35 protein-coding genes, 1 tRNA gene and 4 pseudogenes are annotated in these 24,729 nt (G+C 50.4%); 14 read left to right on the forward strand and 26 right to left on the reverse strand.

What is annotated here, in order from left to right; genetic code table 11:
- From ACQGXV_RS34490 to ACQGXV_RS34585, 20 genes are all read right to left on the reverse strand, one after another.
- Window positions 1–564, reverse strand: a complete 564-nt coding sequence (locus tag ACQGXV_RS34490) for a hypothetical protein (RefSeq protein WP_440864531.1) — start codon at window positions 562–564, stop codon at window positions 1–3.
- Between the two features lie 56 nt (window positions 565–620).
- Complete coding sequence (locus tag ACQGXV_RS34495; RefSeq protein ID WP_440864532.1) at window positions 621–1,526, reverse strand: phage capsid protein; 906 nt, start codon at window positions 1,524–1,526, stop codon at window positions 621–623.
- A 207-nt stretch (window positions 1,527–1,733) separates the two neighbouring features.
- Window positions 1,734–2,564 (reverse strand): hypothetical protein, encoded by an 831-nt coding sequence (locus ACQGXV_RS34500; protein WP_440864533.1) that lies wholly within the window; start codon window positions 2,562–2,564, stop codon window positions 1,734–1,736.
- On the reverse strand, window positions 2,551–2,784 hold the full coding sequence (locus tag ACQGXV_RS34505; protein WP_440864534.1) for a Bbp19 family protein: 234 nt from the start codon (window positions 2,782–2,784) through the stop codon (window positions 2,551–2,553). The genes ACQGXV_RS34500 and ACQGXV_RS34505 overlap by 14 nt, the downstream gene beginning before the upstream one ends.
- A complete protein-coding gene (locus tag ACQGXV_RS34510; RefSeq protein WP_440864535.1) occupies window positions 2,781–4,412 on the reverse strand; it encodes a portal protein in 1,632 nt (543 codons plus the stop codon). Before ACQGXV_RS34510 ends, ACQGXV_RS34505 begins: the two co-directional genes overlap by 4 nt.
- 1 nt (window position 4,413) lies before the next feature.
- Window positions 4,414–4,632: a hypothetical protein gene (locus ACQGXV_RS34515; RefSeq protein WP_440864536.1), complete on the reverse strand. Its 219-nt coding sequence runs from the start codon at window positions 4,630–4,632 to the stop codon at window positions 4,414–4,416.
- An 11-nt stretch (window positions 4,633–4,643) separates the two neighbouring features.
- The gene (locus ACQGXV_RS34520; RefSeq protein WP_440864537.1) at window positions 4,644–5,087 is read right to left on the reverse strand and encodes a hypothetical protein; all 444 of its coding nucleotides are present in this window, start codon (window positions 5,085–5,087) and stop codon (window positions 4,644–4,646) included.
- Window positions 5,088–5,157: 70 nt separating this feature from the next.
- Window positions 5,158–5,421, reverse strand: coding sequence for a hypothetical protein (locus ACQGXV_RS34525; protein ID WP_440864538.1), 264 nt, complete (start codon window positions 5,419–5,421; stop codon window positions 5,158–5,160).
- Window positions 5,422–5,589: 168 nt separating this feature from the next.
- Window positions 5,590–5,874: a DUF1364 domain-containing protein gene (locus ACQGXV_RS34530; RefSeq protein ID WP_440864539.1), complete on the reverse strand. Its 285-nt coding sequence runs from the start codon at window positions 5,872–5,874 to the stop codon at window positions 5,590–5,592.
- Window positions 5,871–6,464 carry a DUF1367 family protein gene (locus tag ACQGXV_RS34535; RefSeq protein ID WP_440864540.1) on the reverse strand — a complete coding sequence of 198 codons (594 nt, stop codon included), beginning with the start codon at window positions 6,462–6,464 and terminating at the stop codon, window positions 5,871–5,873. The genes ACQGXV_RS34530 and ACQGXV_RS34535 overlap by 4 nt, the downstream gene beginning before the upstream one ends.
- 54 nt (window positions 6,465–6,518) lie before the next feature.
- Window positions 6,519–6,659 carry a hypothetical protein gene (locus ACQGXV_RS34540; RefSeq protein ID WP_440864541.1) on the reverse strand — a complete coding sequence of 47 codons (141 nt, stop codon included), beginning with the start codon at window positions 6,657–6,659 and terminating at the stop codon, window positions 6,519–6,521.
- Window positions 6,660–6,787: 128 nt separating this feature from the next.
- A complete protein-coding gene (locus ACQGXV_RS34545) occupies window positions 6,788–7,135 on the reverse strand; it encodes a hypothetical protein (RefSeq protein WP_440864496.1) in 348 nt (115 codons plus the stop codon).
- 270 nt (window positions 7,136–7,405) lie between these two features.
- Window positions 7,406–8,077 (reverse strand): hypothetical protein, encoded by a 672-nt coding sequence (locus tag ACQGXV_RS34550; RefSeq protein WP_440864542.1) that lies wholly within the window; start codon window positions 8,075–8,077, stop codon window positions 7,406–7,408.
- Entirely contained in the window at window positions 8,074–8,250 is a 177-nt protein-coding gene (locus ACQGXV_RS34555) for a hypothetical protein (RefSeq protein ID WP_440864543.1), read from the reverse strand. The genes ACQGXV_RS34550 and ACQGXV_RS34555 overlap by 4 nt, the downstream gene beginning before the upstream one ends.
- Before the next feature lie 119 nt (window positions 8,251–8,369).
- Window positions 8,370–9,779 carry a replicative DNA helicase gene (locus ACQGXV_RS34560; RefSeq protein ID WP_440864544.1) on the reverse strand — a complete coding sequence of 470 codons (1,410 nt, stop codon included), beginning with the start codon at window positions 9,777–9,779 and terminating at the stop codon, window positions 8,370–8,372.
- Window positions 9,772–10,389 (reverse strand): ATP-binding protein, encoded by a 618-nt coding sequence (locus ACQGXV_RS34565; RefSeq protein ID WP_440864545.1) that lies wholly within the window; start codon window positions 10,387–10,389, stop codon window positions 9,772–9,774. The genes ACQGXV_RS34560 and ACQGXV_RS34565 overlap by 8 nt, the downstream gene beginning before the upstream one ends.
- Window positions 10,386–11,210, reverse strand: coding sequence for a hypothetical protein (locus ACQGXV_RS34570; RefSeq protein WP_440864546.1), 825 nt, complete (start codon window positions 11,208–11,210; stop codon window positions 10,386–10,388). Before ACQGXV_RS34570 ends, ACQGXV_RS34565 begins: the two co-directional genes overlap by 4 nt.
- A gap of 2 nt (window positions 11,211–11,212) precedes the next feature.
- Window positions 11,213–11,437 (reverse strand): hypothetical protein, encoded by a 225-nt coding sequence (locus ACQGXV_RS34575; RefSeq protein ID WP_440864547.1) that lies wholly within the window; start codon window positions 11,435–11,437, stop codon window positions 11,213–11,215.
- A gap of 13 nt (window positions 11,438–11,450) precedes the next feature.
- Complete coding sequence (locus ACQGXV_RS34580; RefSeq protein ID WP_440867800.1) at window positions 11,451–11,906, reverse strand: toxin YdaT family protein; 456 nt, start codon at window positions 11,904–11,906, stop codon at window positions 11,451–11,453.
- 55 nt (window positions 11,907–11,961) lie between these two features.
- A complete protein-coding gene (locus ACQGXV_RS34585; RefSeq protein ID WP_440864548.1) occupies window positions 11,962–12,156 on the reverse strand; it encodes a Cro/CI family transcriptional regulator in 195 nt (64 codons plus the stop codon).
- An 80-nt stretch (window positions 12,157–12,236) separates the two neighbouring features.
- Here ACQGXV_RS34585 and ACQGXV_RS34590 point away from each other — a divergent pair, with 80 nt between their 5' ends.
- The 7 genes from ACQGXV_RS34590 to ACQGXV_RS34620 all read left to right on the forward strand — a co-directional run bounded on the left by ACQGXV_RS34590 (window position 12,237) and on the right by ACQGXV_RS34620 (window position 18,200).
- Window positions 12,237–12,626, forward strand: coding sequence for a helix-turn-helix domain-containing protein (locus tag ACQGXV_RS34590; protein WP_440864549.1), 390 nt, complete (start codon window positions 12,237–12,239; stop codon window positions 12,624–12,626).
- A 253-nt stretch (window positions 12,627–12,879) separates the two neighbouring features.
- Entirely contained in the window at window positions 12,880–13,155 is a 276-nt protein-coding gene (locus ACQGXV_RS34595) for a hypothetical protein (RefSeq protein ID WP_440864550.1), read from the forward strand.
- 406 nt (window positions 13,156–13,561) lie between these two features.
- Window positions 13,562–13,864: a hypothetical protein gene (locus ACQGXV_RS34600; protein ID WP_440864552.1), complete on the forward strand. Its 303-nt coding sequence runs from the start codon at window positions 13,562–13,564 to the stop codon at window positions 13,862–13,864.
- A gap of 14 nt (window positions 13,865–13,878) precedes the next feature.
- Window positions 13,879–16,020: an exodeoxyribonuclease VIII-like protein gene (locus tag ACQGXV_RS34605; protein ID WP_440864554.1), complete on the forward strand. Its 2,142-nt coding sequence runs from the start codon at window positions 13,879–13,881 to the stop codon at window positions 16,018–16,020.
- A complete protein-coding gene (locus ACQGXV_RS34610; protein ID WP_440864555.1) occupies window positions 16,017–16,574 on the forward strand; it encodes a siphovirus Gp157 family protein in 558 nt (185 codons plus the stop codon). The genes ACQGXV_RS34605 and ACQGXV_RS34610 overlap by 4 nt, the downstream gene beginning before the upstream one ends.
- Window positions 16,575–16,965: 391 nt before the next feature.
- Complete coding sequence (locus ACQGXV_RS34615; protein ID WP_440864509.1) at window positions 16,966–17,184, forward strand: DUF4224 domain-containing protein; 219 nt, start codon at window positions 16,966–16,968, stop codon at window positions 17,182–17,184.
- The gene (locus ACQGXV_RS34620; protein WP_440864556.1) at window positions 17,184–18,200 is read left to right on the forward strand and encodes a tyrosine-type recombinase/integrase; all 1,017 of its coding nucleotides are present in this window, start codon (window positions 17,184–17,186) and stop codon (window positions 18,198–18,200) included. The genes ACQGXV_RS34615 and ACQGXV_RS34620 overlap by 1 nt, the downstream gene beginning before the upstream one ends.
- A 102-nt stretch (window positions 18,201–18,302) precedes the next feature.
- Here ACQGXV_RS34620 and ACQGXV_RS34625 read toward each other — a convergent pair.
- A tRNA-Ser gene (locus ACQGXV_RS34625) sits at window positions 18,303–18,390 on the reverse strand.
- A 228-nt stretch (window positions 18,391–18,618) separates the two neighbouring features.
- Here ACQGXV_RS34625 and yccA point away from each other — a divergent pair.
- Window positions 18,619–19,278 carry an FtsH protease modulator YccA gene (gene yccA / locus ACQGXV_RS34630; RefSeq protein WP_440864557.1) on the forward strand — a complete coding sequence of 220 codons (660 nt, stop codon included), beginning with the start codon at window positions 18,619–18,621 and terminating at the stop codon, window positions 19,276–19,278.
- A gap of 144 nt (window positions 19,279–19,422) precedes the next feature.
- Window positions 19,423–19,752 (forward strand): sulfurtransferase TusE, encoded by a 330-nt coding sequence (gene tusE / locus ACQGXV_RS34635; RefSeq protein ID WP_440867801.1) that lies wholly within the window; start codon window positions 19,423–19,425, stop codon window positions 19,750–19,752.
- 7 nt (window positions 19,753–19,759) lie between these two features.
- Here the strand turns inward: tusE and yccX are convergent, their stop codons facing one another.
- The 3 genes from yccX to ACQGXV_RS34650 form a co-directional block, all read right to left on the reverse strand.
- The gene (gene yccX / locus ACQGXV_RS34640; protein WP_440864558.1) at window positions 19,760–20,038 is read right to left on the reverse strand and encodes an acylphosphatase; all 279 of its coding nucleotides are present in this window, start codon (window positions 20,036–20,038) and stop codon (window positions 19,760–19,762) included.
- Window positions 20,039–20,130: 92 nt separating this feature from the next.
- Window positions 20,131–20,664 (reverse strand): IS630 family transposase, encoded by a 534-nt coding sequence (locus ACQGXV_RS34645; protein WP_440867179.1) that lies wholly within the window; start codon window positions 20,662–20,664, stop codon window positions 20,131–20,133.
- Entirely contained in the window at window positions 20,588–20,953 is a 366-nt protein-coding gene (locus tag ACQGXV_RS34650) for an IS630 transposase-related protein (protein ID WP_440862584.1), read from the reverse strand. Before ACQGXV_RS34650 ends, ACQGXV_RS34645 begins: the two co-directional genes overlap by 77 nt.
- A gap of 168 nt (window positions 20,954–21,121) precedes the next feature.
- Here ACQGXV_RS34650 and hspQ point away from each other — a divergent pair, with 168 nt between their 5' ends.
- Window positions 21,122–21,451 carry a heat shock protein HspQ gene (gene hspQ / locus ACQGXV_RS34655; RefSeq protein ID WP_440864559.1) on the forward strand — a complete coding sequence of 110 codons (330 nt, stop codon included), beginning with the start codon at window positions 21,122–21,124 and terminating at the stop codon, window positions 21,449–21,451.
- Here the strand turns inward: hspQ and ACQGXV_RS34660 are convergent.
- A pseudogene (locus ACQGXV_RS34660) lies at window positions 21,418–22,650 on the reverse strand (IS3 family transposase). The gene hspQ and the pseudogene ACQGXV_RS34660 overlap by 34 nt on opposite strands.
- Before the next feature lie 123 nt (window positions 22,651–22,773).
- A complete protein-coding gene (locus ACQGXV_RS34665; RefSeq protein WP_440864560.1) occupies window positions 22,774–23,187 on the reverse strand; it encodes a CoA-binding protein in 414 nt (137 codons plus the stop codon).
- Window positions 23,188–23,453: 266 nt separating this feature from the next.
- Here ACQGXV_RS34665 and ACQGXV_RS34670 point away from each other — a divergent pair.
- The 4 genes and pseudogenes from ACQGXV_RS34670 to ACQGXV_RS34685 form a co-directional block, all read left to right on the forward strand.
- Window positions 23,454–23,642 (forward strand): annotated as a pseudogene (locus ACQGXV_RS34670) (IS5/IS1182 family transposase); the annotation flags it as partial.
- A gap of 186 nt (window positions 23,643–23,828) precedes the next feature.
- A pseudogene (locus ACQGXV_RS34675) lies at window positions 23,829–23,978 on the forward strand (IS5/IS1182 family transposase); the annotation flags it as partial.
- A gap of 249 nt (window positions 23,979–24,227) precedes the next feature.
- Window positions 24,228–24,446 (forward strand): annotated as a pseudogene (locus tag ACQGXV_RS34680) (transposase); the annotation flags it as partial.
- Window positions 24,447–24,518: 72 nt separating this feature from the next.
- Window positions 24,519–24,701 carry a hypothetical protein gene (locus ACQGXV_RS34685; protein ID WP_440863849.1) on the forward strand — a complete coding sequence of 61 codons (183 nt, stop codon included), beginning with the start codon at window positions 24,519–24,521 and terminating at the stop codon, window positions 24,699–24,701.
- The last annotated feature ends 28 nt before the right edge of the window (window positions 24,702–24,729 follow it).

A 24,729-nucleotide genomic window follows, 5' to 3' on the forward strand; every position in this document is an offset into this window, starting at 1 on the left:
TTAAAACCTCGACGTCAGCAAAGGATAACCGCCAAGCTCTTCTGGCGGGTCTTCCTGTCCGTCAATGGCCTTGGCCTGACGCAGCAGGTAGGCGGCTTCCTGCGTAAGCGCATCGCGCAGGCTGGCGGATGCCGTTACCGCATAGGCTATCTTTGCCGCCATAAACGCTTCGGCCAGCGCCACCAGCGCCGGATCCCACGTTGATTCATCGTCGTTGCGGAAGAGGTAACGCAGTTTCAGCGCGTTGACGTTGGCAAGAATTTTCCGCCCTTCCAGTCGGTACTGGATATCGTCTGACTCATCACCCACGGACAGCACGCGCAGTAAGTCACCCGGCAGTGGGAACTGATACGCAAAACCAAAAACAGGCGCGGTACTGGAAGGAGAAAGCACCACGCGCTTAACGGCGCAGTTCCATGGATGCTTACGCAATAAATCTTCGCGTACGGTGGGATAAACGTTGGAGCAGAGGCGCGCGCTGTCAGAGTCCTCTTTAAAATCATTAATGGGATTCTCACCGAGGATAAGCAGCGCGTTGGAACAGATAGAAACACTGGAAGCCATAGCGGTACCTTTAACAAAAAGGCCGGGGTTTTACCCCCGGCAATACCAGCGCGGCATTACGCTACAAAATCAATCGCAACAACTTTCTTCTCGTTGGCGCGACCTGCACCGTAAGAAGCATCTACGGAAATCTGGATAGTGTTGTTTTTGTCACGACGTGGGCCGATATCGACGTTATATTCAGCACCGGTACCGAAATGCACGGCAGACTTCGCCCAGGCTACCGTGGTTTTAGTGGTCACTTTTTCCGCCGTTACTGAATCCAGCGCTTCATAGGCGATCCACTGGAAGCCCAGCCAGTGGTTAGACACCGACCCTTCCTGCAACATTTTGACCGCCATAAAATCGGCGCTGGTCAGTGTGGTATCACTCAGGATTTGCGTCAGCATGTCGGCGTTGTAACAGATGTAAAGCTTCTCGCCGTTCTGCTCGTCGCACTCGTTGCGGCGAAACATCGCTTTAGCGGCAATCAGTTTGGCTTTGGTTGCCCCGGTACCACCCGCCACAATCTTTTGAGACGCAGGAAGAACAACGTTGGTGTAAGCGCCGTTGTTTTCCGTCTTGCGCGGTACCGCATCCAGCAATGCACGGTAGATCACCGTATCCTTGCGGCGGTTGGCAGCGGCCAGCGTCAATTGCAGATACGGCCCCTGAGGGTCAGCGATCAGCTTGCGTAAGTCGCGTTTTTCAACGGGAACGAATACGCCGTAATCTGCCATCAGCGCATTACGGGTACCGGCTTCCGGCACATCCCATACCGTGTCACCGAAACGCGTAGTAATGGCGTTCATTTCGATGGTACCCATGTCGTTGATGGTGAACGACGCACCGGTGATCTGTCCGCGATCGTTCACTGCCGCCTGAAAGCGGGAATCTTTCTGCTGTGAGGCGATTTCAAAAGAATCATGAAACTGCGTCACAAAGGCGGCGGTGATCATAGTTTTATTGGCATCAAAAGGCATAATGCGCACTCCAATTCTGTTTCGCCTGCGGGGTGTCGGTTTCCCGGCCCAATACACCGACTGCTTGGCGCTTACAGACGGCGGGAAATCAGGTATCCGGCTACCACGCCGGGCTGGTGGAGTGATTTTGCAGAAGGTGTGCGTTCGGTTTCCCGACCAAATGAAAAAGCCAGCGGTTAGGCTGGCTTGTTGTGACATGTCACAGCATTACGCTACAGGCGCATTACCATAGGTTTTCGCGTAATACGTCCTGACTCGCGCTGATACGCTTTCGTGATCGGCGTGTTTCGGGTTCATGTACGCCTCAGACTTCATCAGATCACGAATGCTCTGCTGCTCTTCCAGATTGATATCGCTGCCAGCCGGGAAGTCTTCCTGCATTTCTCCGCCGATTTTTGCCAGCATGCGAATAACCATCGGGTTGTTGCCGATTTCGTCAATGCGGTCTTTGTCGGCTTCATCAGCCAGCGAATTAAACGCCCGGTATGCCAGCCCGATGTTTTTGTTAAACTCCGCGTCGGTTTTCCATACTTCACGTAGTGCAGTGCCGGCCGCTTCCTGATCCAGTTGTGCAGCACCGCCCACCAGTTCCGGCGCACGCTGCATATACTCACCGAGCACAAAACTTAACTGGTCATTGGTCAGCCCCTTGGCGTGGGCCGATTTTAAAAAGCCCTGCATTTTCGGGTCGGCCTTGAACTCGTCCCAATTGAACCCCTCGGCGTCTACCTTAGGCGCATACTCATCAGCCGTTTTTGGCGGCGCGTCCCCGCTGCCAAGGCGCTTTTCCAAATGCGTATGCGCATCCGCCAGTTTGCGGGCAGAGCTTTCAATATTGAGGGTGCCGTCTTCGCCCATAACGCGGTATTTTTCCGGTAGCCAATCTGTCGCGCCCGGTTGCTGTGCTGCGCCAGTATTGAGCAAAGAGCCGCCACCTTCGCCACCAGAATTACCACCGCCGCCATTACCACCATCGCCCCCCCCTGAGCCTTCGCCTTCACCAGCCTGATTCATGAACGGGAATTTAAGCTTCCACATCGTCGTTTACTCCGTCTGCTTCGTTAAGCCTGCGTAAAATGAAATCGAGCACATCACGTTGCCCGGCGTTAAAACATGTCTGGCGATCCCCTTCTGCTCCACCCTTGACGTACACGGCACCACCGAAACGCCGCGTTAACTCTTCCAGCACCTGCGGGCCGCCCGGTGTTTCTTCAAATAGGCGTTTGTAGTCCTCGGGGCGAACGGGCTTGTTGATCATCGTGCGCCCCCTGCCATCTGCTGAATCAATGCGGTACCGGCTTCTTTACCTGCCGAGGTTGCCGCTTCTTGCCCTGCCTGCATCAGCATTTGCTGTTGTGCTGCCTGCTGCTGTGTCTGTCTGCGCTGGTCACGTAAACGGGCCACGTCGTTAGCGCTGCGAATAACTTTCGCGGGAACGCCCAGCGCTTCGGACACCACGCGGGCCGCTGAGTCGGTATCCAGCAGGTCGGTAACTTCCGGGCTGATTTGCGCCAGTTGTCCAATATTGGCGGCGGCGCGCTCGATCGCTGTCACGTCCTCCAGCTTCTGCGCGCGGGCCAGCGGGGAAATGTAGCGGACGTTGAAATTAGCCGAGTCCATGCCCTCAGGCGCAGCGGGGAAAATGCCTGCGCGGTACGCGATACCGAAACAGCGCTGAACCAGTATTTGCAGGTATTCAGCCTGGAAGCGTCCGTACACCGGGCCGAGTAATTGGCGGATGAGCGCGACACGCACATGCACTTCGGTAGCGGTCATGGCTGGGCCGTCCTGCGGCTGTAGCTGGTCGGCCATCAAAATCTTGCGGATTTGCGCGCGTAATTTTTCTTCTGAGGTGAAAGCGACGTTGAAATCCGCGCCCGTCAGCAACGGTTTCATGCTCTCCACGCTGTTAGCTACGATAATGCGGCGTGGCCCCACCTTAACGGTGCACGGGTTTAATACGCCGTCGTCTTCCGCGATCCACATACCGGAAATGGCCAGGTCAGCGGCGGCTTTTTCCATGCGCTTAATTTCGTTTAGCTCTTTGCAGTCAGGCAGCGCGTCATAAACGGGGCCGACGCCGTAAGCACTGGCGGGGATCTTCATCCAGCGCGGAACGGCAACGGGGAATTCGTGATAGCCAGACTCGCGGGCGGTGCTTTTGCCCTGCACTTCGATGTGATACGACGCAAAGCGCATATTTTTAGCCAGGCGGGCGTTTACCACATAGGTATCGCGCGGAAAAATCGCGTGAATAAAATCAAATTTCGCGTCAGGTTTTTTCTTTGCCTCGTCGCGGATTTTCTCGCTCACGTTTTTGTCGCCAAATTCTTTTACCGCCTGCTCTGCGGTTAACGGGTAGCAGCGATAAACAGTGTCAACAATACCATCACGGCGAGACGATGAGACGTAGCACTGCGATAGCGGCCACTGCTGGAAGGTAAAACCGCCCTGCTCTTTGTCCTCATCGATGTAAAGTGCGAACCAGCCAGCAATAACCACATCCAAGCAGGCTTCGTAGGCTTCCGCGTCAAAATTGGCCGCGTGAATGTTTTCCCATATCAGCGTTGCGCAGGTAGAGAGCCACGTTTTTTGCTCGTCGGTGAGGCTTTCGCTGTTTAAGTCCATCCACTGCGCGTTAGCGGGCGTCATGCCGGACATAAGCGCCGAGGCAAGAATGCGCGTGCTGTCCGTCGCGGTACCGTCCAGTAACTGCGCCACCTTGGATTTAGCGCTGTTGGCGTCCAGAACATCGGAAGAAAAGCCAGCCCCGCGCAACGGGTAGGTGAAATCAAAGCACTCGCGCCAGGTTGGTTCCTTTGACTGGCGTAACGCTTTCAGTGAATCCGCACGACGAATAATTTTGCTGGCTGTTTCGTTGACCACGTTACGCCCCTAAGTTGGTTTTACCGCTGGCACCAGACGCAAGCAGTGACGTGCCGGAATCCGTTGCCCCTTCTGAACCCGTGGCAAGCAGGGATGAGCCCTTTTTACGTTTACGGCGTGCGGCTGAATCCGCGTTTGCTGCCTTGGCGGCGGCGTTTGCTGCTTTGGCGGCTTCCGCTTCTGGGTCGGATTGCACAATGTTGGGTGCACCTCCACACATGACGATTCTCCTTAGCTGGGGACGTGCCAGCCCTTGTCAGTCAATACGGGGGCTTTATGCTGCTTGCGCTGCCCGTCCTCGTTAATGACTGCGGTACTGGTGGTTTGCGTGGTGGCCTGTTTAACCAGGTCGATAAAATCAAGGTTATTCGTCAGCGGGTGGCCTATTTCGTCGGTAAAGCCATACGCTTCGAATTTAGTGATGATTTGAAAGGCGGCGGCGTTCAGCCCGGAAAGCGCAGCGTTGCGGGCTTGCAGGGCATCACCTTCCACATTCTCGCCCTGCTGCCCGTCCTTTACTGTCGTTTCAGCGATAACCGTTGCGCCAGCAGTAGCGGCGTTCAGTTGTTCATGGGTGTTAGCGACGGAATTTAATAACAGCGCATCGCCAGCGGCCTCCGTGGTGGTTTCGGCGCTCTGTCCTGGTATTTCGATTTGTTTCTTTGGTCGGCCCATCGGGATTACCTCCGTAATGATGAGTCGCTATTGTTGTTTCTCTGTGCGTTCGGATTCCCGACCAAATAATTCATCCAGCGCGGCCACGAAAAATAAATTGCTGGCGATAAACAATCATCGGCAGTCGGTCACGGCCCCGACTTGTGATCCGGCACCAGAATGCAACCAGGCTTTCGCCATCGCCGTGTTTTGGCTCTGCGCCGCTTTTCCAACCGTGCACCGTGGATTTTGATACGCCCACTTCACTGGCGAGTTCATACAGCGTTACGCCGGTTCTGGTGATATCGGTGATCACCCTGAACCAATCGACACGGAAGGTGGCAACGAGCGGCATTTTTGGCCCCCTAAACGCGCGCGTGCGCGAGGGTGAAGAGAGGAGAAACAGCAATCCCGGATTTCGAAAAACGCGGAAAACAGAATATTGTTCTTTTTACTCGCGGAGCGCCCCGGCATTTTTCAGCATTAAATTCTTTCTCTATGCACGGGATAAAATTCTGGTTCATTAAAATTTCCCCTCTTCGATTAGTACCGCTTGTGTTCTCATTACCCCTTCAGCGTGATAAAGCCGTGCTGTATCCGAATCAATGTGACGTGTACGGCGGTCTACTTCGTCATGGCATGCACTACATCCCCATGCGGCTTGTAGGTCATCGGGTTTTATCCCCATGCCACAGGTACCCGACATGCGGTAATGCGTTAGTACGGTGGTTTCTGGGTTGAAATTGCAGACACCAGGAATACGGATCTGACAGTCGCGGCCTCTGGCCTCTTTTTTGAAGTCCGTCATGCGGCAAACTCCATAAGCTGAGCGGCGGCGTTCTCTGCGGATTGCTGGGTAGGGAAGGTTTTTGACAGGATGAATGTCCAGAGAACATCCAGTGTGGCTTTGTACAGGGCGTGAAATTCGATTTCGTCCATTTTTGCGAACGATATCGAGCGAGGCTCTTTATGCAGGCTACCGTCTGGTAGCTCGTAAACCTCATAGTGGCCGGATTCGATAGTCACCCAGCGGCGGAATGCTTCGAATGATTTTACCGTGCTGATATTGGCGGCGCGTTTTTTGGCTATGCCATTCAGATATTTATCAGCGGCGGCCTGTAATGCGTCTTCGCTTCCTGCAAAGTGAGCAAGAAAACGAACGTAGCCGCGTATCAGTTTTTTTTCTGTCGGGGATATGGCGCCGCCTGTCGGTTGCCAGTATTCGAAACCGAGATTAAGCAGTGAAAAAAACTTGCGGTGAAAAGCCGGGTTTCTGACCTGCCTGATATCGGCAGAGACAACGGCCCCGACCTTAATCCTCTGAATAAACTCTTTTGAATCCGGCGTGGCGGGTATCAGTATTCCACCAGCGGATTTTGTAAATGAATACTGCGCCATAGTTCCCCCTGATAGCGCAGTAATTTGGGTTGCCGGGTGTTCAATCCGGCACTGTTAATTATAGTGCTTTCCCCCTGGTTTTTCAATCCTGTAGCCTGCGGATTTTGCTATATCTATCAGCGCGTTAAGCGTTGCTATGTGCTCGTCTTCCGCAATCATGCGAACACTGACAACGCTTCCATGCTCTATACGCATTGCTACTCGGCAATTCTCAGGGAGGTTTTTAATTAGGTATTCAATATCAACCATTTAAACCCCATCACATTCGGATAATTAAACTCCTTATGATTATTACACCAATGGGCTGTATATAAAAACAGTATCTAGCTATTTGTTATGCGTAGTTTGATTTCATGCCATCCGTTTGTGTTCCAGCATCCAGAGTAACCCTGCATGCAACATTCTGTGACGGGCAATGACTCCCCGCACTTACCACAACGTTGCTTGCTGAGCGATTTAATCCGCTGGCGCGCTCTGGCGTCGTCCTGGCGGATCAGCAACTGGATATACTCGTCCATGTCGTAGGGCGCTTTACCGGGCCGCCGTAACGCGCAATTGCGGCGCAGCATGTCCAGCTCCTGAGTATCGAGGTTAAGTTCAAACTTTGACACGCCAGCCTCCCGCTGGCGCTCACGTTGGGCGGCTTTACGCTCTGCTGAAGACTTAGCCATGCTGGATCACCTTCACCACCCCCTCAATTAACACGGCAACGATAGAAGCTGCATTAAAGCAACCAAATATACCCACACAGGCCTTTTCCACCGAGCTTCACAGTTTTTGAATTGGCCGTAACCAATTAACGAGTTCAAGGCAAGAACAGACATTTGCGCTATCATCGTTACCATTATCTCCATTGACACCTCCTTACGTCCCCGCCGTTCCTTAGTGCCTTTCCTGCTGGTTGTTGCTTAAACAATTGCGATGAACGGGAATCAATAAATTTATTCAGTATCATCGTCTTTCCTTTCAGATTGCTCTGGATAATGCTGGATAAATAACTCGGCCCTTAATCCCCTAACATCTTTATCTGAATTCCTCGTTTCGGGGGATATTTGGTCAGCATGACTATCTCTATTTCCTGCACTGACGGCGCGGCAAGATGATATTGCAGCTTTTGCCGGATCCCATGCCTCATGGTCGCGGTCTGATATGCGTATGACCTCTTCCATCGCCTGTAAAAGCTCATTCGAAAGCTGGCTTGCGACTGGTAGATCGAATGGGTGTCCATCCTCATCTAAAATCCACATCCCGGGAATACTCGGGTCAGCGGCGACTTTTTCGGCCTCAATCAACTGTGTGCGTAGCTGCTGGTTTTCCTCATGGTATTCTTTCGCCGTGCGGCGCAGCCGGTTAGCCAGCGCGGTGACTTCCTGTAAATCACTTTGCAATTTGCAAAATGCCGCAATGGTACCGGCCTGAACGGAATCACTGCCGGGGATTTTCAGCGCTTGCCGGATGCTGTCCAGCTCCAGCGATTTAATACTGTTGGCCTCCGCCAGCATTTCGACGCGGTTGGCGATACCGTTTAAAACGTCGCGTTCTTCCTGCGTTTTGGTCATGTGCGCAGCTTCACGTACGGCGGCGATCATTCCTGCTGTTGATATAGTGGTCATGTGGTCTTGCCTCCTGATTCTCTGTATTCACGCCAGTAATTCAGGCGCGCCCTAAAATGCTCCCGGTACTTCTCATCAACCGTTTCGATCTCACGCACGATATTGGTTCGCGGAATGCGGCATTCAGACAGCATGCGCACCAGATAACAGGCACGCAGATCGAGCCATTCCATATCGCGGTATTCTTGTGGCCAATCTCCACGGTTGTGAGGTAGACCGGGCGGAAGGTAGTCCGACTTCCTGGTCATGGTTTGGTCTTGCCTTTTGTTGGTTAAGCGCTGGTCAGGCGCGGTTAAAAGGGTTTCATTGGCTCTTTTTTGGTGTAACGCTTTAGTCTTCCGGCCTCTGATTTGGCTTTTCTCTGAGTTATGTCCTCATCTGTGGTATCCCTGAAATATCCCTCCGTAAACAGTACATGAGCGGTACCGGATGGCCCCTCTCGGTTTAATCGCAAAATTAATTCTGTTAGCTCTGGGTCTGCGTGTTCTTCATGAACCCCCTCGCGGTAAAGCCCGATCCAGATGTCACAATCCTGCTCAATTTGCCCTGTATCCTTACTGTCAGATGGTAAAGGGCGTTTGTCGGCGCGCTGCTCCAATCCACGGTTTAGCTGGGTAAGCAGCAGCACGATGCAATCCAGTTCTTTCGCCAGATTTTTAAGCCCTGTAGTGATCGCGCCATAACTGATATCGCGGCGCTCTGCTGCCTCACAACGCATCAGGGTGAGATAATCGACGGCCACCAGTCCGACATTGCCGCGCTGGCGTTTTATACGGCGCGATTCTGATGCGATGTGGGCCAGAGATACGCCGGGCGTGCTGTCGATAAACAGGTTTGATTCGGCAATATCTTTGGCAATCTCAAACGCTCGTGGCATGTCAGTGTCGTTTTCAGCACCGACATAAAAAATATTAGAACTTATGCGCGCTTCCTGGCTGATAATACGCTCGATAATTCCCCGGTCTGTCATTTCGAGGCTAAACAACAATGTCGGCAGTCGGTGACTTAATGCAAAGTGTGCGGCAACGCGGTTGTAAAACGCGGTTTTCCCCATTTTCGGCCTGGCTCCCACCACCACCAGCGATCCGCGCAACACCTGTTTCGGGGCCATGATGCGATCCAGATTTTCTATGCCAAGCGTCAACCCTGCTGCATGTTCTGGGTCGCTGAACCGATGCTCGACGTCATCAACCCATTCCTCAAGAACCTCCAGCGCCGGGCGCAATCCGCCACGTTTGCCAGAGCTCGCCGCTTCAAATGCCTGATTGACTAACTGCTGCGCGGCGCTTAGCCGATCTTCAATGCTCATGTTTCCGTGGGAGACGATGATTTCCGCGCTCGCGGTTAATTTTTGCTGCACGTAGCGCGCCACGGCGTTATCGCGCACAATTCTGGCGTAAGCGGTAACGTTGGCCGCTGCGGGCACCCTGCAAATCTGCGCCAGATAACCAAAACCGCCGACAATCTCCAATTCCCCACGCTTCGTTATCTCATCACTCAGCGTGATCAGGTCGGTGGGCTGGTGATTTTTAACCAGGTCCGATATGCAGTGGTAAATCAACTGGTGCGCACGGTTATAAAACGATTCCGGTTTGAGCATCGCCATCACCGCGCTACGGGCGTCGTCTTCGGTAGTCAGCATCAACCCGCCCAGCGTGGCCTGTTCTGCGTCGGTATTGTGCGGAGGTATAAATTCACCCATGGGTTGACGTCCTGTAGCTGCCCCACGCGAACGGAAGCACCGACACGCTTTCCATAACGCGATCCATGGCTCTGTAGCCTAAAAAACCGTCCAGTTCGTCACGGGTGAAATTGCTGATCAGGATGCACGGAAGCATGCGCTCATAGCGCGTATTGATAATTTCCGACACCAGCAACCGCTCTGAGTCTGTGCCGTGCTGCATGCCGATCTCATCGATTACCAACAGCTCTTTTTCGCAGTAAAACCCGATAACGTCATACTCGGTGCGCTCGCTGTTCTGCCGCCATGAGTCCCGCATAGCGCGAATAACCCGTTGTGCCGTGGTCATGTACACGTCGGTTTCGTAGTTCTCCATCAGCCCGCGCATGATGGCCACTGCCAGATGCGTTTTCCCCGTTCCCGGGCGGCCAATCATCAGCAGGTTGGAGCCGTTTTTGTAAATTAGCCCCCACTCATTCACGAATTGCGTACAGGCGTTTAAAACCTCCTGTGCGGCGTCATTTGTGGGATTGAAGTTATCCAGCGACGCCGAGGCAAATCGACGCCCTACCCCGCATTCTTCCATCAGGAGCGTGGTAATTTCGCTGGTTTGTTCCTGTGTTGTGGTCATGGTCTTGCCCCTCGTTTCATCCCAAGTTGTGCTGTGCCGTAATCACGGTTGAGCATGTCTTGCGTGGTGTCAGATGATTTTCCAGCAGGTCTTGGTGGTTGCGGTTGTGCAGATACCACCCATGGGTTTTCCCATTCCCGGCTGGTACCGTAAAACCGCTGCGCTTGCATGACGTACGGCGTACCAATTTGGCCCTTGGCAGCACAGAACGCGACGTAACGTTGGGTGGCGGCTAACAGGACAGCAGGTGAAACCCCCTCTTTGACGCGAGCCCGCCAGTGTTTGAATGCGTGATTTTTTGGGTTTGAGCCTTCCCGCTTGGGAAAGGCTTTCCAGCAAGATTCAAATTCAGCCAAGTGGGGATCGGTGGTTTTCTCACCCGTGTCATCGGCAGATGGCACAAGTGTTTTTTTGTTTATATTCAGTTCTTGTTTTAATTCATTACTTATTAGTGGGGGATTTGCCGTCTTCGGGTCAACCGTCGCCGGATTATCCGTCTGCGGTGATATTTGAGGCACTTCGCTGACGACGTACGACACACCATCAAACGCACCGCTATTGCTCCGTTTGGTATCCGCATGCAGGTATCCGGCCTGTTTTAACTCGTTGAGTAATCCCCGCACTGCATCACGCCCAGCAGGTTTACCCGATCCCTGAGTCTGGTTAATCAGGTCTGCAACGGAAACCTCCCAGTTATCCGGCTTACCCAGCAAGTAAATCAACAAGCCGCGCGCCCCCCAAGAGAGCGAGAGATCTTCACTGATTGATTTATTCAGTGTATAAAACTGCGATTCTGGCCGTGGGCCTCGTCTGATAGACATGATCACACCCCCAGCGCTTCGGCGATTTGTCGGCATGCCGCCTGATACTGTTCAGGGGAGAGACCCAGTATTCTTAACGCAGCCTTGGATTTCTCATACTGCTCCCACACGGACAGTGCGGCAGCCCTACGGCCTTCAAAAATGGGATTAACATCTGCAATGGTCGAAGGTGCCCCATTTACCCGGAAACCATTCCGGTAGGTGATTCGGTCGATTCTGGTAAGCATTGGTCTTGCCTCGTTAAGCGGTGGTCATCCGCATGTTTTTTTGCGATACGGCATGCATGGCCCCGCAGGCCATTTCTATTCGCTGAGTCACGTCACGATCGTTTAGCATCACGGCAATAACGGCGGTCGAAAACTCATGAATTGCCACGGTTAGCAGGTATGTCGTGCCCGTTTCGTTAAGCAGCCGGGCGCGTCGTTCTGCGGGTAGCACTGTGTGAAAAATCGGTGCCAGTGCCTTGAGCTTTCGGTGTGATGCCGCTGTGTCAGCACGCAGCCAGCGAAATAACTGCTGCCTGTTGTTGTAAATGGCTTTCCAGTCAACAGAGCCATTGTGTTCAATCGGATAAAGACGGATCGCCGGATCCCCGCCAATCTCAAAAAATGCCCGAGTTACTTCAATCGCTACCGCCTCCTGACCAACATCAGCCGCCCATGCCTCGATTTCATCTTTCAATGCCTGAATGTTCATTGCGTCTCCTGTCGCAAATTGATTATTGATAATCAGATTTTTGAAGCAGCACCGATTAGGCTGCATCTGTGGTTCTGGGGTATACAGCAGGGTTATATTTCAATGCCCCGTCTGTGAGCTTCTCCAAACGATACGCGTGCTTTTCTGGCACTAAATCGCCCCAGCCATATACCGTTGGCGCTTTCACACCTACGGCGGCGGCCAGTTTTCTTTTGCTACCAAAGTGCGTTATTGCAGCAGCGGTCAACACAAGCACCTCCTTTGTTTGATCTTTCTAACAAATTAGGTGTTCAAGAAATCTAAGTCAAGATAATTTAGAATTTACGAACTATGAATACACTAGGTGAGCGCATCAGAGCGCGTAGGAAAGATTTAAACCTTACCCAGCGAGCATTAGGCAAGCTGGTTGGCGTTGCACACGTAACGATATCTCAATGGGAAAGCGGAGATAGCGAACCAGGTGGAAAAAACCTTTTCTCTCTTAGCAAATACCTGCAATGCTCCCCAACCTGGATTCTATTCGGTGATGAAGCATTTACACCACAGCAGCCTAGCGACGCCCTCTCACCACTAAGCAGCCAAGAACAAGAGCTTTTAGATCTTTTTTCTGCGCTGCCTGAATCAGAAAAAGAGCGCACAATAACCCAACTGCGTGAAAAGGTTGAAGATTTTAACAAGTTGTTTTATGAACTGTTAAAAGCCCGCAAAGAAAAAAAATAATCACATGCAATCAATAGCATAGATTAATTACGAAGATTTATTTCTATAAATCTAACAAATTGACTTGCCTAAATAGGTAGTTTTATCTAAATTATATTTCACAAAAGCGAACAATTCCGTTGGCCGCGAGGCAAGACCAATACCAGCGCAGTAGTTTGGGTGACAGTTCTGACACCCCGGAAAGACGGGTGAGGTACGACCGAAGCAGCAGGCACAATTAACACGTTCTGTTTTAACAACAGATGGAGGCACCATGACCGAACAAAGTCCGAAAGAAGAAGTCATCGTTATCGATGGGCAAGAATACCCGATGCGTGCAGTCAGCCTGCTTTACAACGATATCGCCGAAACGCTGCTGGCGATTGTCAAAGAAATGACATTGCGAGGCTGGTCAGAGGAAGTGATTAGAGAACGCTGCCTGACCGCAGCAACATGTGCGGCTAGGGCCTATCTGGTGCTAATCCCTAAAAGGATCCGTTCGCGTCCTCATATCGCTTCTGACGGAGCAGAGCAATTTCCTCGTCCTTGATTTGTTTCAACGTCTCGGGAATTTGTTTTTCCAGAGCTAATGCCTCAATTACGTAGCCACAGCGGGAAAGTGTGGCAGGCAAGACCTGACGGCGGGAAAGACCGCGCCAATACCAGGAAAGGCGGTCGTAAGTTCTGGGCTTGTTTGGACAGTAAAGCGACATCGGATAGCGTAACCGACACTGCAAATGTTGCTGCGTGTCGTTTCGGCGGTGCGGTGTATTCCCAACCAATCCGCCAATTTTTTCGTAGACGTAAAAAAGCCCACCGTCAGGCAGGCTTCTTTACCCCGGTTCACTGACCAAAGTTTGCCGGGAAGTTGATAGAAAGGGACCAACCTTTCTATCGAGGCAAGACCAATACCAACCTAAGCCGATACTGATCGGCATAATTATACGAGGTTCGCTATGAAAGCGCCAGAAATCACCGTGAAGTTATATATCCACTTCAACATCCATTTAGAAAAAGTCGATGCTCTGACGTGTGACATGTCACAGATGCAAGGCTGGATCCTTTTGGGTACCCACGATGTAACCATTCCTGTTCCGCTGTACTCCCCTGTCGATCTGATTGACCGCCAGATTGAATCCCTCAAAAACCAGCAATCCAACGTGTTGGCCGACTCACTGGCGAAAGACCGGGATATTGAAAAAGAAATTCAGCGCCTGCTGTGCATCAAGGAAGGCGCTAACTCTGAGCACCTGAAATAACCGAGGTAAGACCAATGCCAATTTTTATCTTGTTGTACACGCCCAAAAAAGGGGCGCAGAAAAACGGCGCTGTGCCGCTGGCCATTGCGCTGGAAGCCAAAAATAAAAAGCTGGCTGAAATGGCCGCCACTATGAAACTGGAAGAAGAGTTTCCCGGTGCCAGCGATAACTTTTTCAAACCTGAAATTACCGAGGATGCTGTGGGTTCGCCCCGCCCGCCCGTTGGTGTGTTTGATGAGAAATTTCCGCAAGAAAACGATCTGGTGGGTGGCTTCTGGCATCGTAAAGAAGCGCAGACGCAAACCAACCCTACTGACCTCGTTGATTTCTCAACGCTGGCATTAAACGAAAAAGCCGCTGCGCTGGTTCTCTATGGGCAACATGAAATTAACGAACACGAACACTCAATGATTTGTGATTTCCTTGCCGACGACGATCAGGATCCTGATTCAACCACCATCATTGATGCTATGTCACAAAATCAGGCGCTGGCGCAGATGTACCCGCAATCATTGCTAGAACTGGTACAGGCCATCCACAAACAATTCCCCGCGCCGTCAGAATCCCCGCTGCGCGTCATTAAGTTCGTGAATGATTGGGTCAGCAAGCCATCCAATCGCCCACAACAAACTGCCGTTAATAACGCTCCGGCCGCCAATGACTCGCCGTCAGAAATCGCAGGTTTAGACCATGATCGCCCCTATCCACACACTTACCGCACCTTGAGCCGTGAGGTTGCTATTGCGCTGGCAAATGATATTGACGATCCGTGGTCTGTCAGCAAGGAGCAAACTGACAAGGGCGATAAACTGATTCAGGCTGATGATGAAGCCTATAAGCGCTGGTCGACCCAATTAAGCATTGTCGAAAAAGTGCTGACCATTCCGCGCCCGGTTATTTTCGCCCTGATCGCGGAAGCTAAAAAGCACCCTTCCCTTGCTACCGATCCAAATGGCCGCAAGCGTTTTGTTGATGAGTTTCTCACAGCATGGCGCACCACCCAGCCGGAACCAGAGACACCAGTACAGGAAGCCAATAGTGTGCAGGTCAGCAATCTGGGTGAAGGGCGTTTCTCCGTTGATGGTCTGGTCGGTTCTGCCCCCTCAAAGCAGGGAGAAAAAACGGAAGTGCGCGAAGCAGCTACGGCAGAGACTACAGCGCAGCAGGCAAAAGAAACCCTCGATAAAATGGGCTTTGGCGTATACGCCACCGAACCCGAAACGCCAGCACCAGCACCAGCACCAGCACCAGCACCAGCACCAGCACCAGCACCAGCAGATGATTTTCAGTCCCGCGCCTCGGCTGTTGAATCAGAAATTGCAGATAAACCCGTTACCGAGCAAGAGAATCTCAGCATCTGGAAGCGCGTACAGCGTACCGATCCACGCTACACCAAACCGCTGACGGGTACCGGTTTTGAAGGTACCAGCATCAACAGCGAATACATGATCATGCGGGCTACTGAAATCTTTGGCCCGGCAGGTAGCGGCTGGGGTTATCGCGTTCTGGAAGAGAAAATGATCCCCGGTGCGCCACTGAGTGAAACGCTGTATGACGACAACAAAAAATTCATCGGCATAAAACTACTGCGTGATTCTGACGGCTCGCTTATCAGTGAGTTGAATCACTCGTTGAAAATCGCCTTTTGGTACCTCAACGAGGAAAGCGAGCGTTCAGAGATCGAAGCTTACGGTGCCACACCGTACATGTACAAAACCAAGCATGGGATTAAAACGGACTCGGAAGTCATCAAGAAAAGCCTCACTGACGCCATCAAAAAGGCGCTCTCTTTGCTTGGTTTCAGTGCCGATGTATGGCTTGGCATGCATGACAACCCCGAGTATGTAGCCGAAAACGAGGTCGAGTTCAAAATTAAGAACGCCAGCGATAAAGCCGAGGACACCGTGCGGCTGCGTACTGAACTAGATGAAAAATTAACCAAGAACGCGGCCACGCTGGAAGGCGCTGTCAGCGTCAACGAGGTTAATAAAATATTCGGCACCGTCGCCCGCGAACTGGAAGTACACCGCAAGAGTGCCGATGCCAAAGGCGATAACGAATATACCAAATACCTGGCCGGGCGTTTGCGTCGCCTGAACCAGATTAAAGACGAGCGCATTGCAGCGCTGAAAGCCAATGAAGGAGAAACAGCATGACGACGACCGCTATTGCAATTGCTAACGATATGAGAAAACTCCAAGAACTCTTGGAGAGCTCTGACGATATTACGCCGGAAATGATAGCCGATACCATGGAAGGTAACGAAATGGCGCTGGGCGACAAACTGGATGCGGCTTACATCCATATTCGAAATCTCGAAGGGCAGGCAAAGACCTGTGACGAAGAGGCTAAGCGCCTGGCTGACCGCAAAAAATCGTTTGAAAAACACGCCAAATCCATCAAACAGTATGTTTTAAACTGTTTGATGGCATGTGGGCTGAATAGTCTGAAAACAACAACCAACACCTTTACGGTACGAAAGGGTTTACCAAGTGTGATTGTTGATAATATTGACGCAATCCCTGGTGATTTTGTCGATACTATCGCCACAACCACCGCCAAGAAAAAAGAAATTAAAGAAACTATTGAAGCAGCGGAAGCTGCTGCTGCCGAGATCATAGCCCGTGGAGAAATACCACCTGACGAACTGTTGAACCCTGTTCCCGGGGCGCACATTGAAATCGGGGCGCAATCGCTACAAGTCCGTTAACTCGAGGCAAGACCAATGCTACGAATCTTTGTCCAACGTGGCGATAAGATACACTTTAAATTTCCTGACGGGTCAGACGCAATGATCGGGATACCGAATAGGGGTTATTTAGAGTTCTACTTTCCCCGTGAAGTGAAAATCACGCGCGAAAAAAGGAAGTCCACCGAGTTGATTATTAATAATCAGAAATCATAACCCCACCCAAATAACATGGTGGCCTTTACGGAGGTCACCATGCAGCGATGGAAACCGGGCGAATGCCTGTTATCAGTATTTGACATTAAGATCGGACGGCTTGCCGCCAGTGTGAGAAAGAAAACCCTCACGCAGCAGGAAATAGACCAGGCCTGCGCGCTTGCCGACTCCATTATTAACAACCTGAGGCAAGACCATGAGCGACCTATTAAGCGACGACGAATTAATAGAACTGACGGGCTATAAGTACCCGTCCAAACAATGCGAGGCATTGGCAAGAGCGGGGGTCTCATTTGTTGTGCGGCGTGATGGCAGACCTCGCGTTACTTGGTCTCACGTTAACACAGTGTTGAACGGCTCCACCACCAGCACACCAATAAGCGAAGAAGAACAGCCCAATTTCGAAGGTATTTAATGGGACGGAAACGCATAAACCCTGATGATAACAAACTGCCGCCAAGGGTAAGGAAAAATCATTACAGTTATATTTTTAAACCAGTAGGAACAAAAGAAACCATTACTCTCGGCAAAATACGGGATATGTCGATCGCTCAGGTGTGGGAGAAATACGAGAAATTAATAAACTCACAGCGCGACATTGTGACATTTCAGCGCCTGTGGGAAATGTTTCTGAATAGCGAGTATTACAAAGATCTGGCCCCAAGAACTCAGTCCGATTACCTCAAGCACCAGAAAAAACTATTTCACGTATTTGCCAAGATGAAGGCCGACAGTATTAAGCCTGAGCATGTGCGCCGATTTATGGATTTGCGAGGGAAAAGCTCACGGACGCAAGCCAACCAGGAGCGCAGCAGCATGTCTCGCGTTTTTAAATGGGGCTATGAACGTGGCTATGCTCGAGGCAACCCATGCGCCGGCGTGTCAAAATTTACGGTGAAAGCGCGTGATGTTTACATCACTGATGCTGAATATCTGGCGATTTACCAGGAAGCCACACCAGCACTTCAATGTGCCATGGAGATCGCTTATCTCTGTGCGGCAAGAATCGGAGATGTGCAAGATCTGGAATGGCGGCAAGAAACTGATTTGGGTTTGTTCGTTCAACAAGGTAAAACGGGCGTTAAACAGATCAAGGAATATACCGAAAGGCTTCGCACGGTGCTCGACCATGCCCGTTCGTTGGGTGGACGGCGTTACATCATCGCCAACAAATTCGGTGATAAATACAGCCATAAGGGGCTGAACACGCTATGGGTTAACGCACGCCGGGAAGCTGGTAAAAAACTTGGTTATGAGTTGATCTGCCACTTCCACGATTTGAAAGCCAAGGGGATCTCGGACTACGAGGGCAGCAGCCGAGATAAACAGGTTTTTAGTGGACACAAAACCGAAATGCAGGTGATCACCTATGACCGCAAGACCAAAATCAGCCCGACGCTTGATTTACCGCTAATCAATAAAAGTGAATAATCATGCAGTTAAGGGAAATGGATATACCAACAAAATATACCAAGTGAATACCAACAGGGAGAAAAGCAAGATGGGAAACTACAGATAAGTGCTTGAAAAAAGTGGCGGAGGAGGTGAGATTCGAACTCACGGAGCTGTTACACTCGGCGGTTTTCAAGACCGCTGCCTTAAACCACTCGGCCACCCCTCCACAACGAAGCGAACTATAAACACAGCCTGCGAGGTTGTAAAGCATGATAATGCTCAACTGCGCTAAAAATAACCTATTTAGCGTTAACTGGATGTAATATCATCATAATGCTTATAAAATTAGCACCTCACAGCGTAAAGAAGGGTAAAACGGCTTTAATAACCCTGTGCAACTATTTATGCTGATATCCTGAGCCATAATAATCAGTTAACAGAGAGAGTCGCTGCCATGGATCGTATTGTTGTCTCTTCCAGACAGGAAAGCTCACTGCTCAGCACGCACAAGGTGCTGTGTAACACGTATTTCCTTTTATCGCTTACGCTGGGTTTTTCCGCACTTACCGCAACCGCCAGCACCGTGCTAAACCTCCCCGCGCCGGGCTTGTTGTTGATGCTGATAGGGTTTTACGGGCTGATGTTCTTGACCCACAAACTCGCTAACAGTCCAGCAGGTATTCTGGCAGCATTTGCGCTCACCGGATTTATGGGATACACGCTGGGCCCAATCCTGAGCTCATTGATTGCCTCCGGTGCCTCTGACATTATCATGCTTGCATTGGGCGGCACGGCGTTGGTCTTTTTCTGCTGCTCTGCCTATGTTCTGACAACGCGTAAGGACATGTCATTCCTGTCCGGAATGATGATGGCGGGATTTGTTGTTCTGATCGTCGGGGTGATTGCCAATCTGTTCCTGCAACTCCCTGCGTTGCATCTTGCGTTGAGCGGCTTGTTTATTCTGTTCTCGGCAGGTGCCATTCTCTGGGAAACCAGCAACATCATTCACGGTGGTGAAACGAATTATATTCGCGCCACGGTGAGCCTGTACGTTTCCATTTATAACCTGTTCGTAAGCTTGTTGAGCATTTTGGGTATCATGCGCAACAACTAACCGAATAGAGGCTTTTGCCTTTGTCGTTCTACTGATGTAACAGGCCTGAGTTTGCGCTCAGGCCTTTTTATTCCCCCGCCTACCCCATTCTTCCGGCTGAATTTCTTTGCTACACTTCGCTTAAAACAAGGGTTACGAGGCATTATGTTAGAGTTCGAAGGGCGTTTTATAGAAACGGATGCACAAGGATACTTGCTTAACAGCGCTGATTGGCACGAATCTCTCGCACCGATGCTGGCAAAGCAGGAAGATATCACGTTAACGGACGCGCATTGGGAAGTAGTGCGTTTTGTTCGCCACTTCTATCTGGAGTTCAATACTTCACCGGCAATTCGCATGCTGGTAAAAGCAATGGCACAAAAGTACGGTAAAGAAAAAGGTAATAGCCGCTACCTGTATCGGCTCTTCCCGAAAGGCCCGGCCAAACAGGCCACCAAAATTGCAGGACTACCTAAACCGGTAAAGTGTATCTGATGCTCGGCTAATAGCGGATTGAAAAACCAGTGTAATCCATCATCGCCCAGGGTTCGGTAAGAACACGCTCAACATGAGCGCTGCGCGGCCCACCTGCTTTTAACCAAGCGATAAGTTGCTCAACCTGCTGCGGCTCACCACAGGCTACCACTTCCACACTGCCATCCTCACAATTTCTGGCATACCCTTTTATACCCAGTTGTCGCGCCTGTTGTTGAGTGTGATAACGAAAACCAACACCTTGCACCACACCGTACACATAGGCTGTCACACCGTGTTCTGCCATCTAAACGCCTCCTCAATCATCAATGGGCAGGCACCTTTATTTCCTGCACAGCAACGCAATATGCATCATATAGCCAAGCGACTTAATTTTGATTACACCATATGGACTGAGAACAAACTCTCTGTATCGCAACCCATCTCTCTTTTTTTGCTTTTTGCTTGTGCCCATTTATGCTCAATTGGGTTAAGATCTGGCGAATATGTAGGCAAATACTCCACCATATACCCTGCATCGATGATGACTTGTTGAATATTATGTTTTTTGTGAAAAGTGGCATTGTCCATCATGATTACACTGTTTTTAGGGAGTACTGGGATAAGGACTTGTGTGACCCAGGCATAGAAAACATCGCTGTTAATATTGATATCAAATAATCCGATAGCAAACAGCGTTGTGCCTAATAAAGCGCCGATAACATTTGTTCTTCCCCTAGCTCCCCAGTTCTTCAGGCCAAAACACCGTTGACCTTTTGGGGAATAGCCGTGAGTCCGTGGGGTATCGTGTGAAAAACCACTTTCATCAATAAAAACAATAGGTTTACCTTCTTTTTCATACTGTTGTTTTTTTTGTTGAAATCCCTGCCGGGCGTTTTCGTCGGCTTTCGGATGACGTAGAGTTTTTTTTATAGGTCAATCCCAGCTTTTTAAGCGCTTGCCAAATGGCCTTCTGACAAACGCCAAAACGCTCTGCACGTTCTTTTTGGTAAGCATCTGGATATTGTTCAACATCTTTTATCAACTCGGATTTATCGATCTTTCGCTGACGCGTGGTCGATGCTTTTGACTCTATTTGATTAATCCAACGCGATACAGAGGCAGGGCCAATCCGAAATTGCTTCGCTGTTTCTCGGATACTCAACCCTTCGTTTTTCCGTGTAGATATCACTTTACGTCTAAAATCAATTGAATAGCTCATTTAAATAATGTAATCAAAATTAAGTCGTTTAGCTATACTATTAACAGTAAAATAATCTTAATCCGGTAGCAAATACGCGACGTTACCTTTCTACCTGCGGCTTGAAATCTGGGCATTCGCGCCCATATAGAAGTAAGGTTACAGAGTCAGATTATCTCAGGAGGCATTATGATTATCTGTAAATTCGGTATTGGAGAACAGATTCGTCATAAACTGCTGTGGTACCCTGGTGTCGTGATTGATATCGATCCTGAATACTCGCTGGTAAGCCCGGCGTGGGAGGAGCTGGATGCCCATGATACGCTGCGCTCTGCGCCTTGGTATCATGTTGTGATGGAAGATGAACAAGGGCAAACCATTCATACTTATCTGGCGGAAGCACAGTTGATGCAAGAGGCTCCCGATGATGACAGGCACCCTTCGCTGAATGAGCTTGCTAAAGAGATCTGCACTGGTCAAGTAAATCAGGACACTTTTTTCTCAGCCATTTGTTCATAACGCACCGGAGACAGATCCCCGTTAGCGGCATGATGCCTGTCTAGGTTGTATAGCCAAGCGACATTATTTTGATAACAGCCAGCTATGCTTCTTTGCCGCATATCAGGGCATAGGATGTAATCATTTTTAAGTCGGTTGGCTATAGTAGCGGATATACGTCGCCACATCATGCTCCATGTAAGCCCGTGTTGGCTGGGGTACCAGCAGCAACCATTCATGTTTCAGACTGCCCCAGAAGCGCTCCATCACCGCATTATCCCAGCAGGCACCCACGTCTCCCATACTGCTCCTCAGCCTGTAGCTGCTCAGCAGCGCCTGAAAGCGTTGTCCCGTGTACTGCGCCCCCCTGTCCGTATGCACCACCAGGCCCGGCGGGGGAGTTCGCAGGTTATATGCCTTCATCAGGGCCCCGCAGACCAGCGATGAGGTCATCCGTCTGTCCACCTGCCAGCCCACTATCTGCCGGGAGTACAAATCCATAATAGCCGCCAGATACAGCAAGCCTTCACCGGTCTTCAGATACGCGATGTCACTCGCCCACACCTGATTTGGCCCCGGCGGGTTAAAATTCTGGTTCAGCAGGTTTGGGGCCACCTCTGCACCCGGGCGGGGTTTTGTCGTGACCTTATAAGTCCGGCGCTGTCGGCAGACCAGCCCCTCTTCCTGCATGATTTTCCTCACCCGCCAGCGGCTGATTATGATGCCTTCTCCACGAAGCCTTTTGACCAGCGTCCGGCTTCCTGCTCCCTGTCTGCTGGCGGCGAACAGCGCCTTTAACCTGATCCGGACCTCCACGTCTTTTTGCAGCGGTTCGGCGGGCTTTTTTCGCCATGCATACCAGGCAGAGGCCGTCACACGCATGACCCGACAGAGTGTACGAACGCTGAAGTCAGTGGCATTGTCGAGAATGAACCGGTATCTCACGACATATGTTTCGCGAAGAAGGCACTCGCCTTTTTTAGTATCTCCTTCTCTGTACGTAACTCTTTGTTTTCCTTTTGTAACCGTTTTAACTCTGCACGTTCATCATCGCTGAGTACGCCGTTGCTCTGCTCGCGTGCCAGCGAGACCCATGTATGCAGGGTTTTGTTGCTTATGCCCAGCGATGCTGCTGCCCTGGCTATCGTATAGCCCTGCTCTGTTACCAGGGCAACGGCTTCCTTTTTAAACTCAGGGGTAAATTGTCGTTTATGGTTCACTAAACACCTCCGTTTTGGATGTAAGTTTAGTGTCCTGATTATTCAACCACTACAATCAAACAGCGAGCGCCTCGCTTACAGCATTAATACCGGCCGCTGTGGCCGGCATTACGTACAGGCTTATTACTTAGCAAGACCCAAGCGCGGAATCTCGATTTTGGGGCAGCGATCCATCACAACCTCAAGTCCGGCATTTTTTGCCAGCACCGCCGCTTGCTCGTTGATTACTCCAATTTGCAGCCACAACACTTTTGCACCAATGGCAATGCCCTCTTTAGCCACCTCGTAAGCCGCCTCTGGCTGGCGAAAAACATCGACCATGTCCACGTTGCCAGGAATATCGGCAAGTGACGCATAAACCCGTTGACCGTGGAGTTCTTGCCCTGCCAGTTTAGGACTGACGGGGATCACCTCGTACCCTTGCTTCAATAAATAAGCCATCACACCGTAACTGGGACGAGAGACTTTCTCACTGGCACCGACCAACGCAATCGTATTTACCTTCTCCAACACCGATTTAATCTCTGCATCCTTCATTGTTGTTACCTCGCATACCATGGACTCTTTTACAGTGTACATCACAGTGCCGCCTAATTTTTGTCTTACCTTGCCGACAACTCAGGTATTCAATCTGGCATATCTGAAAGTAGAATTCTCAGATAAACAAAGCAGTAAACACAAATGGGGTGGCAAACGGTGCGTGTCAAGGTATAGCCAACCGACTTAAAAATGATTACAGCCGATGCCCTGATATGTGGCAAAGAAGCATAGCTGGCTGTTATCAAAATAATGTCGCTTAGCTATACTGCCACGATGCGTTGCTAAGAAAGAAAATCAGGCCCCTTATCCCGCCGCGAAGCGGAGCCAAATACTGGCCGGACAAGTACCATGAACGTAACCATGCGGTGGCGAATCAGCGTCTGAGCGGGAGTAATGATATGTGGAAAAAGAAAGTGGGTTATCACCGGCGTTCAGTGGCAGAAACAGCGATGGGCTTTGTTGAATAATTTAACCGTTTGATTTACATCTTCTTTAGTTAGAATGCATTTACAGAGAATGTATTTTGTTAGAACGACAAATCAAATAGTTAGCACAATAAAAAGCATTCCGAGAGGAAAAATTAGTCGTTGAAATTTTATAATGCTTATATAAATCAGTATCTTAAATTATTCAACAAAGCCACAGCGATGTTCCGCATAAAAACTTTGCTGGGTGGCCATCTGAGCCTGCGTGACTATGAGGCTCAAGTAGGTGAAGCCATAGCGATGGTCAAAGCGCTGAACCGTATGACGTTGTTGGGTATGCCACACAGCGTCAGGATAGGATAACAGGTGTAGCAGAGGGAGTCATCCTGTCGGCTAATTCTGATTTATTCAACAAAGCCTCTCGGAATGCTTTTTATTGTGCTAACTATTTGATTTGTCGTTCTAACAAAATACATTCTCTGTAAATGCATTCTAACTAAAGAAGATGTAAATCAAACGGTTAAATTATTCAACAAAGCCATTCCGAGAGGAAAAATTAGTCGTTGAAATTTTATAATGCTTATATAAATCAGTATCTTAAATTATTCAACAAAGCCGGTTATCTACACCACCAACGCGATAGAGTCGTTAAATGCTTCATTGCGCAAGATAACGAAAACGCGACGAATATTTCCAACAGATGACTCGGTGCTAAAATTATTCTATCTAGCCTTGCATAATATCTCGGCTAAATGGACCCTACCAATCAGAGACTGGAAACCGGCTATGAGCCAATTCATGTTGATGTATGGAGATCGGATTTCCGGTTAAGCGATGGAGCCATTTACACGAAATTCTTTACAGACTCAACGTTTCAACCATTACCTCAAGAACAGCTTTGTTGTGCCGCTTGCCGCCACGTTTCGCCAGGCTGGGCTGATACTGGACGTCCCCGCGGCTAATGCACGCATTGGTGAGTGGTTGATCACCGTTGCCAACACCCGTAAACATGGCACCACCGGTATTCCGCCTGAACAACGCATGCCGCGTGAGCGGGCTGCGTTGTTGCCATTGCCGAAGATATAGCCAACCGACTTAAAAATGATTACATCCT

Source organism: Symbiopectobacterium purcellii (assembly GCF_052050035.1).
Classification (GTDB): Bacteria; Pseudomonadota; Gammaproteobacteria; order Enterobacterales; family Enterobacteriaceae; genus Symbiopectobacterium; species Symbiopectobacterium purcellii_A.

Bases quoted from the DNA above. Each gene is read 5' to 3' on its own strand.
- yccX (WP_440864558.1), bottom strand. From the start codon at position 20,038: ATGGCAGAACACGGTGTGACAGCCTATGTGTACGGTGTGGTGCAAGGT.
- ACQGXV_RS34650 (WP_440862584.1), bottom strand. From the start codon at position 20,953: ATGAGCTATTCAATTGATTTTAGACGTAAAGTGATATCTACACGGAAA.
- ACQGXV_RS34575 (WP_440864547.1), bottom strand. From the start codon at position 11,437: ATGCTTACCAGAATCGACCGAATCACCTACCGGAATGGTTTCCGGGTA.
- ACQGXV_RS34490 (WP_440864531.1), bottom strand. From the start codon at position 564: ATGGCTTCCAGTGTTTCTATCTGTTCCAACGCGCTGCTTATCCTCGGT.
- ACQGXV_RS34525 (WP_440864538.1), bottom strand. From the start codon at position 5,421: ATGCCGCTCGTTGCCACCTTCCGTGTCGATTGGTTCAGGGTGATCACC.
- ACQGXV_RS34590 (WP_440864549.1), top strand. From the start codon at position 12,237: ATGAATACACTAGGTGAGCGCATCAGAGCGCGTAGGAAAGATTTAAAC.
- ACQGXV_RS34565 (WP_440864545.1), bottom strand. From the start codon at position 10,389: ATGACCACAACACAGGAACAAACCAGCGAAATTACCACGCTCCTGATG.
- ACQGXV_RS34610 (WP_440864555.1), top strand. From the start codon at position 16,017: ATGACGACGACCGCTATTGCAATTGCTAACGATATGAGAAAACTCCAA.
- ACQGXV_RS34545 (WP_440864496.1), bottom strand. From the start codon at position 7,135: ATGGCTAAGTCTTCAGCAGAGCGTAAAGCCGCCCAACGTGAGCGCCAG.
- hspQ (WP_440864559.1), top strand. From the start codon at position 21,122: ATGATTATCTGTAAATTCGGTATTGGAGAACAGATTCGTCATAAACTG.
- yccA (WP_440864557.1), top strand. From the start codon at position 18,619: ATGGATCGTATTGTTGTCTCTTCCAGACAGGAAAGCTCACTGCTCAGC.
- ACQGXV_RS34515 (WP_440864536.1), bottom strand. From the start codon at position 4,632: ATGTGTGGAGGTGCACCCAACATTGTGCAATCCGACCCAGAAGCGGAA.
- ACQGXV_RS34505 (WP_440864534.1), bottom strand. From the start codon at position 2,784: ATGATCAACAAGCCCGTTCGCCCCGAGGACTACAAACGCCTATTTGAA.
- ACQGXV_RS34535 (WP_440864540.1), bottom strand. From the start codon at position 6,464: ATGGCGCAGTATTCATTTACAAAATCCGCTGGTGGAATACTGATACCC.
- ACQGXV_RS34615 (WP_440864509.1), top strand. From the start codon at position 16,966: ATGAGCGACCTATTAAGCGACGACGAATTAATAGAACTGACGGGCTAT.
- tusE (WP_440867801.1), top strand. From the start codon at position 19,423: ATGTTAGAGTTCGAAGGGCGTTTTATAGAAACGGATGCACAAGGATAC.
- ACQGXV_RS34665 (WP_440864560.1), bottom strand. From the start codon at position 23,187: ATGAAGGATGCAGAGATTAAATCGGTGTTGGAGAAGGTAAATACGATT.
- ACQGXV_RS34600 (WP_440864552.1), top strand. From the start codon at position 13,562: ATGAAAGCGCCAGAAATCACCGTGAAGTTATATATCCACTTCAACATC.
- ACQGXV_RS34570 (WP_440864546.1), bottom strand. From the start codon at position 11,210: ATGTCTATCAGACGAGGCCCACGGCCAGAATCGCAGTTTTATACACTG.
- ACQGXV_RS34530 (WP_440864539.1), bottom strand. From the start codon at position 5,874: ATGACGGACTTCAAAAAAGAGGCCAGAGGCCGCGACTGTCAGATCCGT.
- ACQGXV_RS34540 (WP_440864541.1), bottom strand. From the start codon at position 6,659: ATGCGTATAGAGCATGGAAGCGTTGTCAGTGTTCGCATGATTGCGGAA.
- ACQGXV_RS34495 (WP_440864532.1), bottom strand. From the start codon at position 1,526: ATGCCTTTTGATGCCAATAAAACTATGATCACCGCCGCCTTTGTGACG.
- ACQGXV_RS34620 (WP_440864556.1), top strand. From the start codon at position 17,184: ATGGGACGGAAACGCATAAACCCTGATGATAACAAACTGCCGCCAAGG.
- ACQGXV_RS34500 (WP_440864533.1), bottom strand. From the start codon at position 2,564: ATGTGGAAGCTTAAATTCCCGTTCATGAATCAGGCTGGTGAAGGCGAA.
- ACQGXV_RS34605 (WP_440864554.1), top strand. From the start codon at position 13,879: ATGCCAATTTTTATCTTGTTGTACACGCCCAAAAAAGGGGCGCAGAAA.
- ACQGXV_RS34520 (WP_440864537.1), bottom strand. From the start codon at position 5,087: ATGGGCCGACCAAAGAAACAAATCGAAATACCAGGACAGAGCGCCGAA.
- ACQGXV_RS34550 (WP_440864542.1), bottom strand. From the start codon at position 8,077: ATGACCACTATATCAACAGCAGGAATGATCGCCGCCGTACGTGAAGCT.
- ACQGXV_RS34595 (WP_440864550.1), top strand. From the start codon at position 12,880: ATGACCGAACAAAGTCCGAAAGAAGAAGTCATCGTTATCGATGGGCAA.
- ACQGXV_RS34560 (WP_440864544.1), bottom strand. From the start codon at position 9,779: ATGGGTGAATTTATACCTCCGCACAATACCGACGCAGAACAGGCCACG.
- ACQGXV_RS34555 (WP_440864543.1), bottom strand. From the start codon at position 8,250: ATGGAATGGCTCGATCTGCGTGCCTGTTATCTGGTGCGCATGCTGTCT.
- ACQGXV_RS34580 (WP_440867800.1), bottom strand. From the start codon at position 11,906: ATGAACATTCAGGCATTGAAAGATGAAATCGAGGCATGGGCGGCTGAT.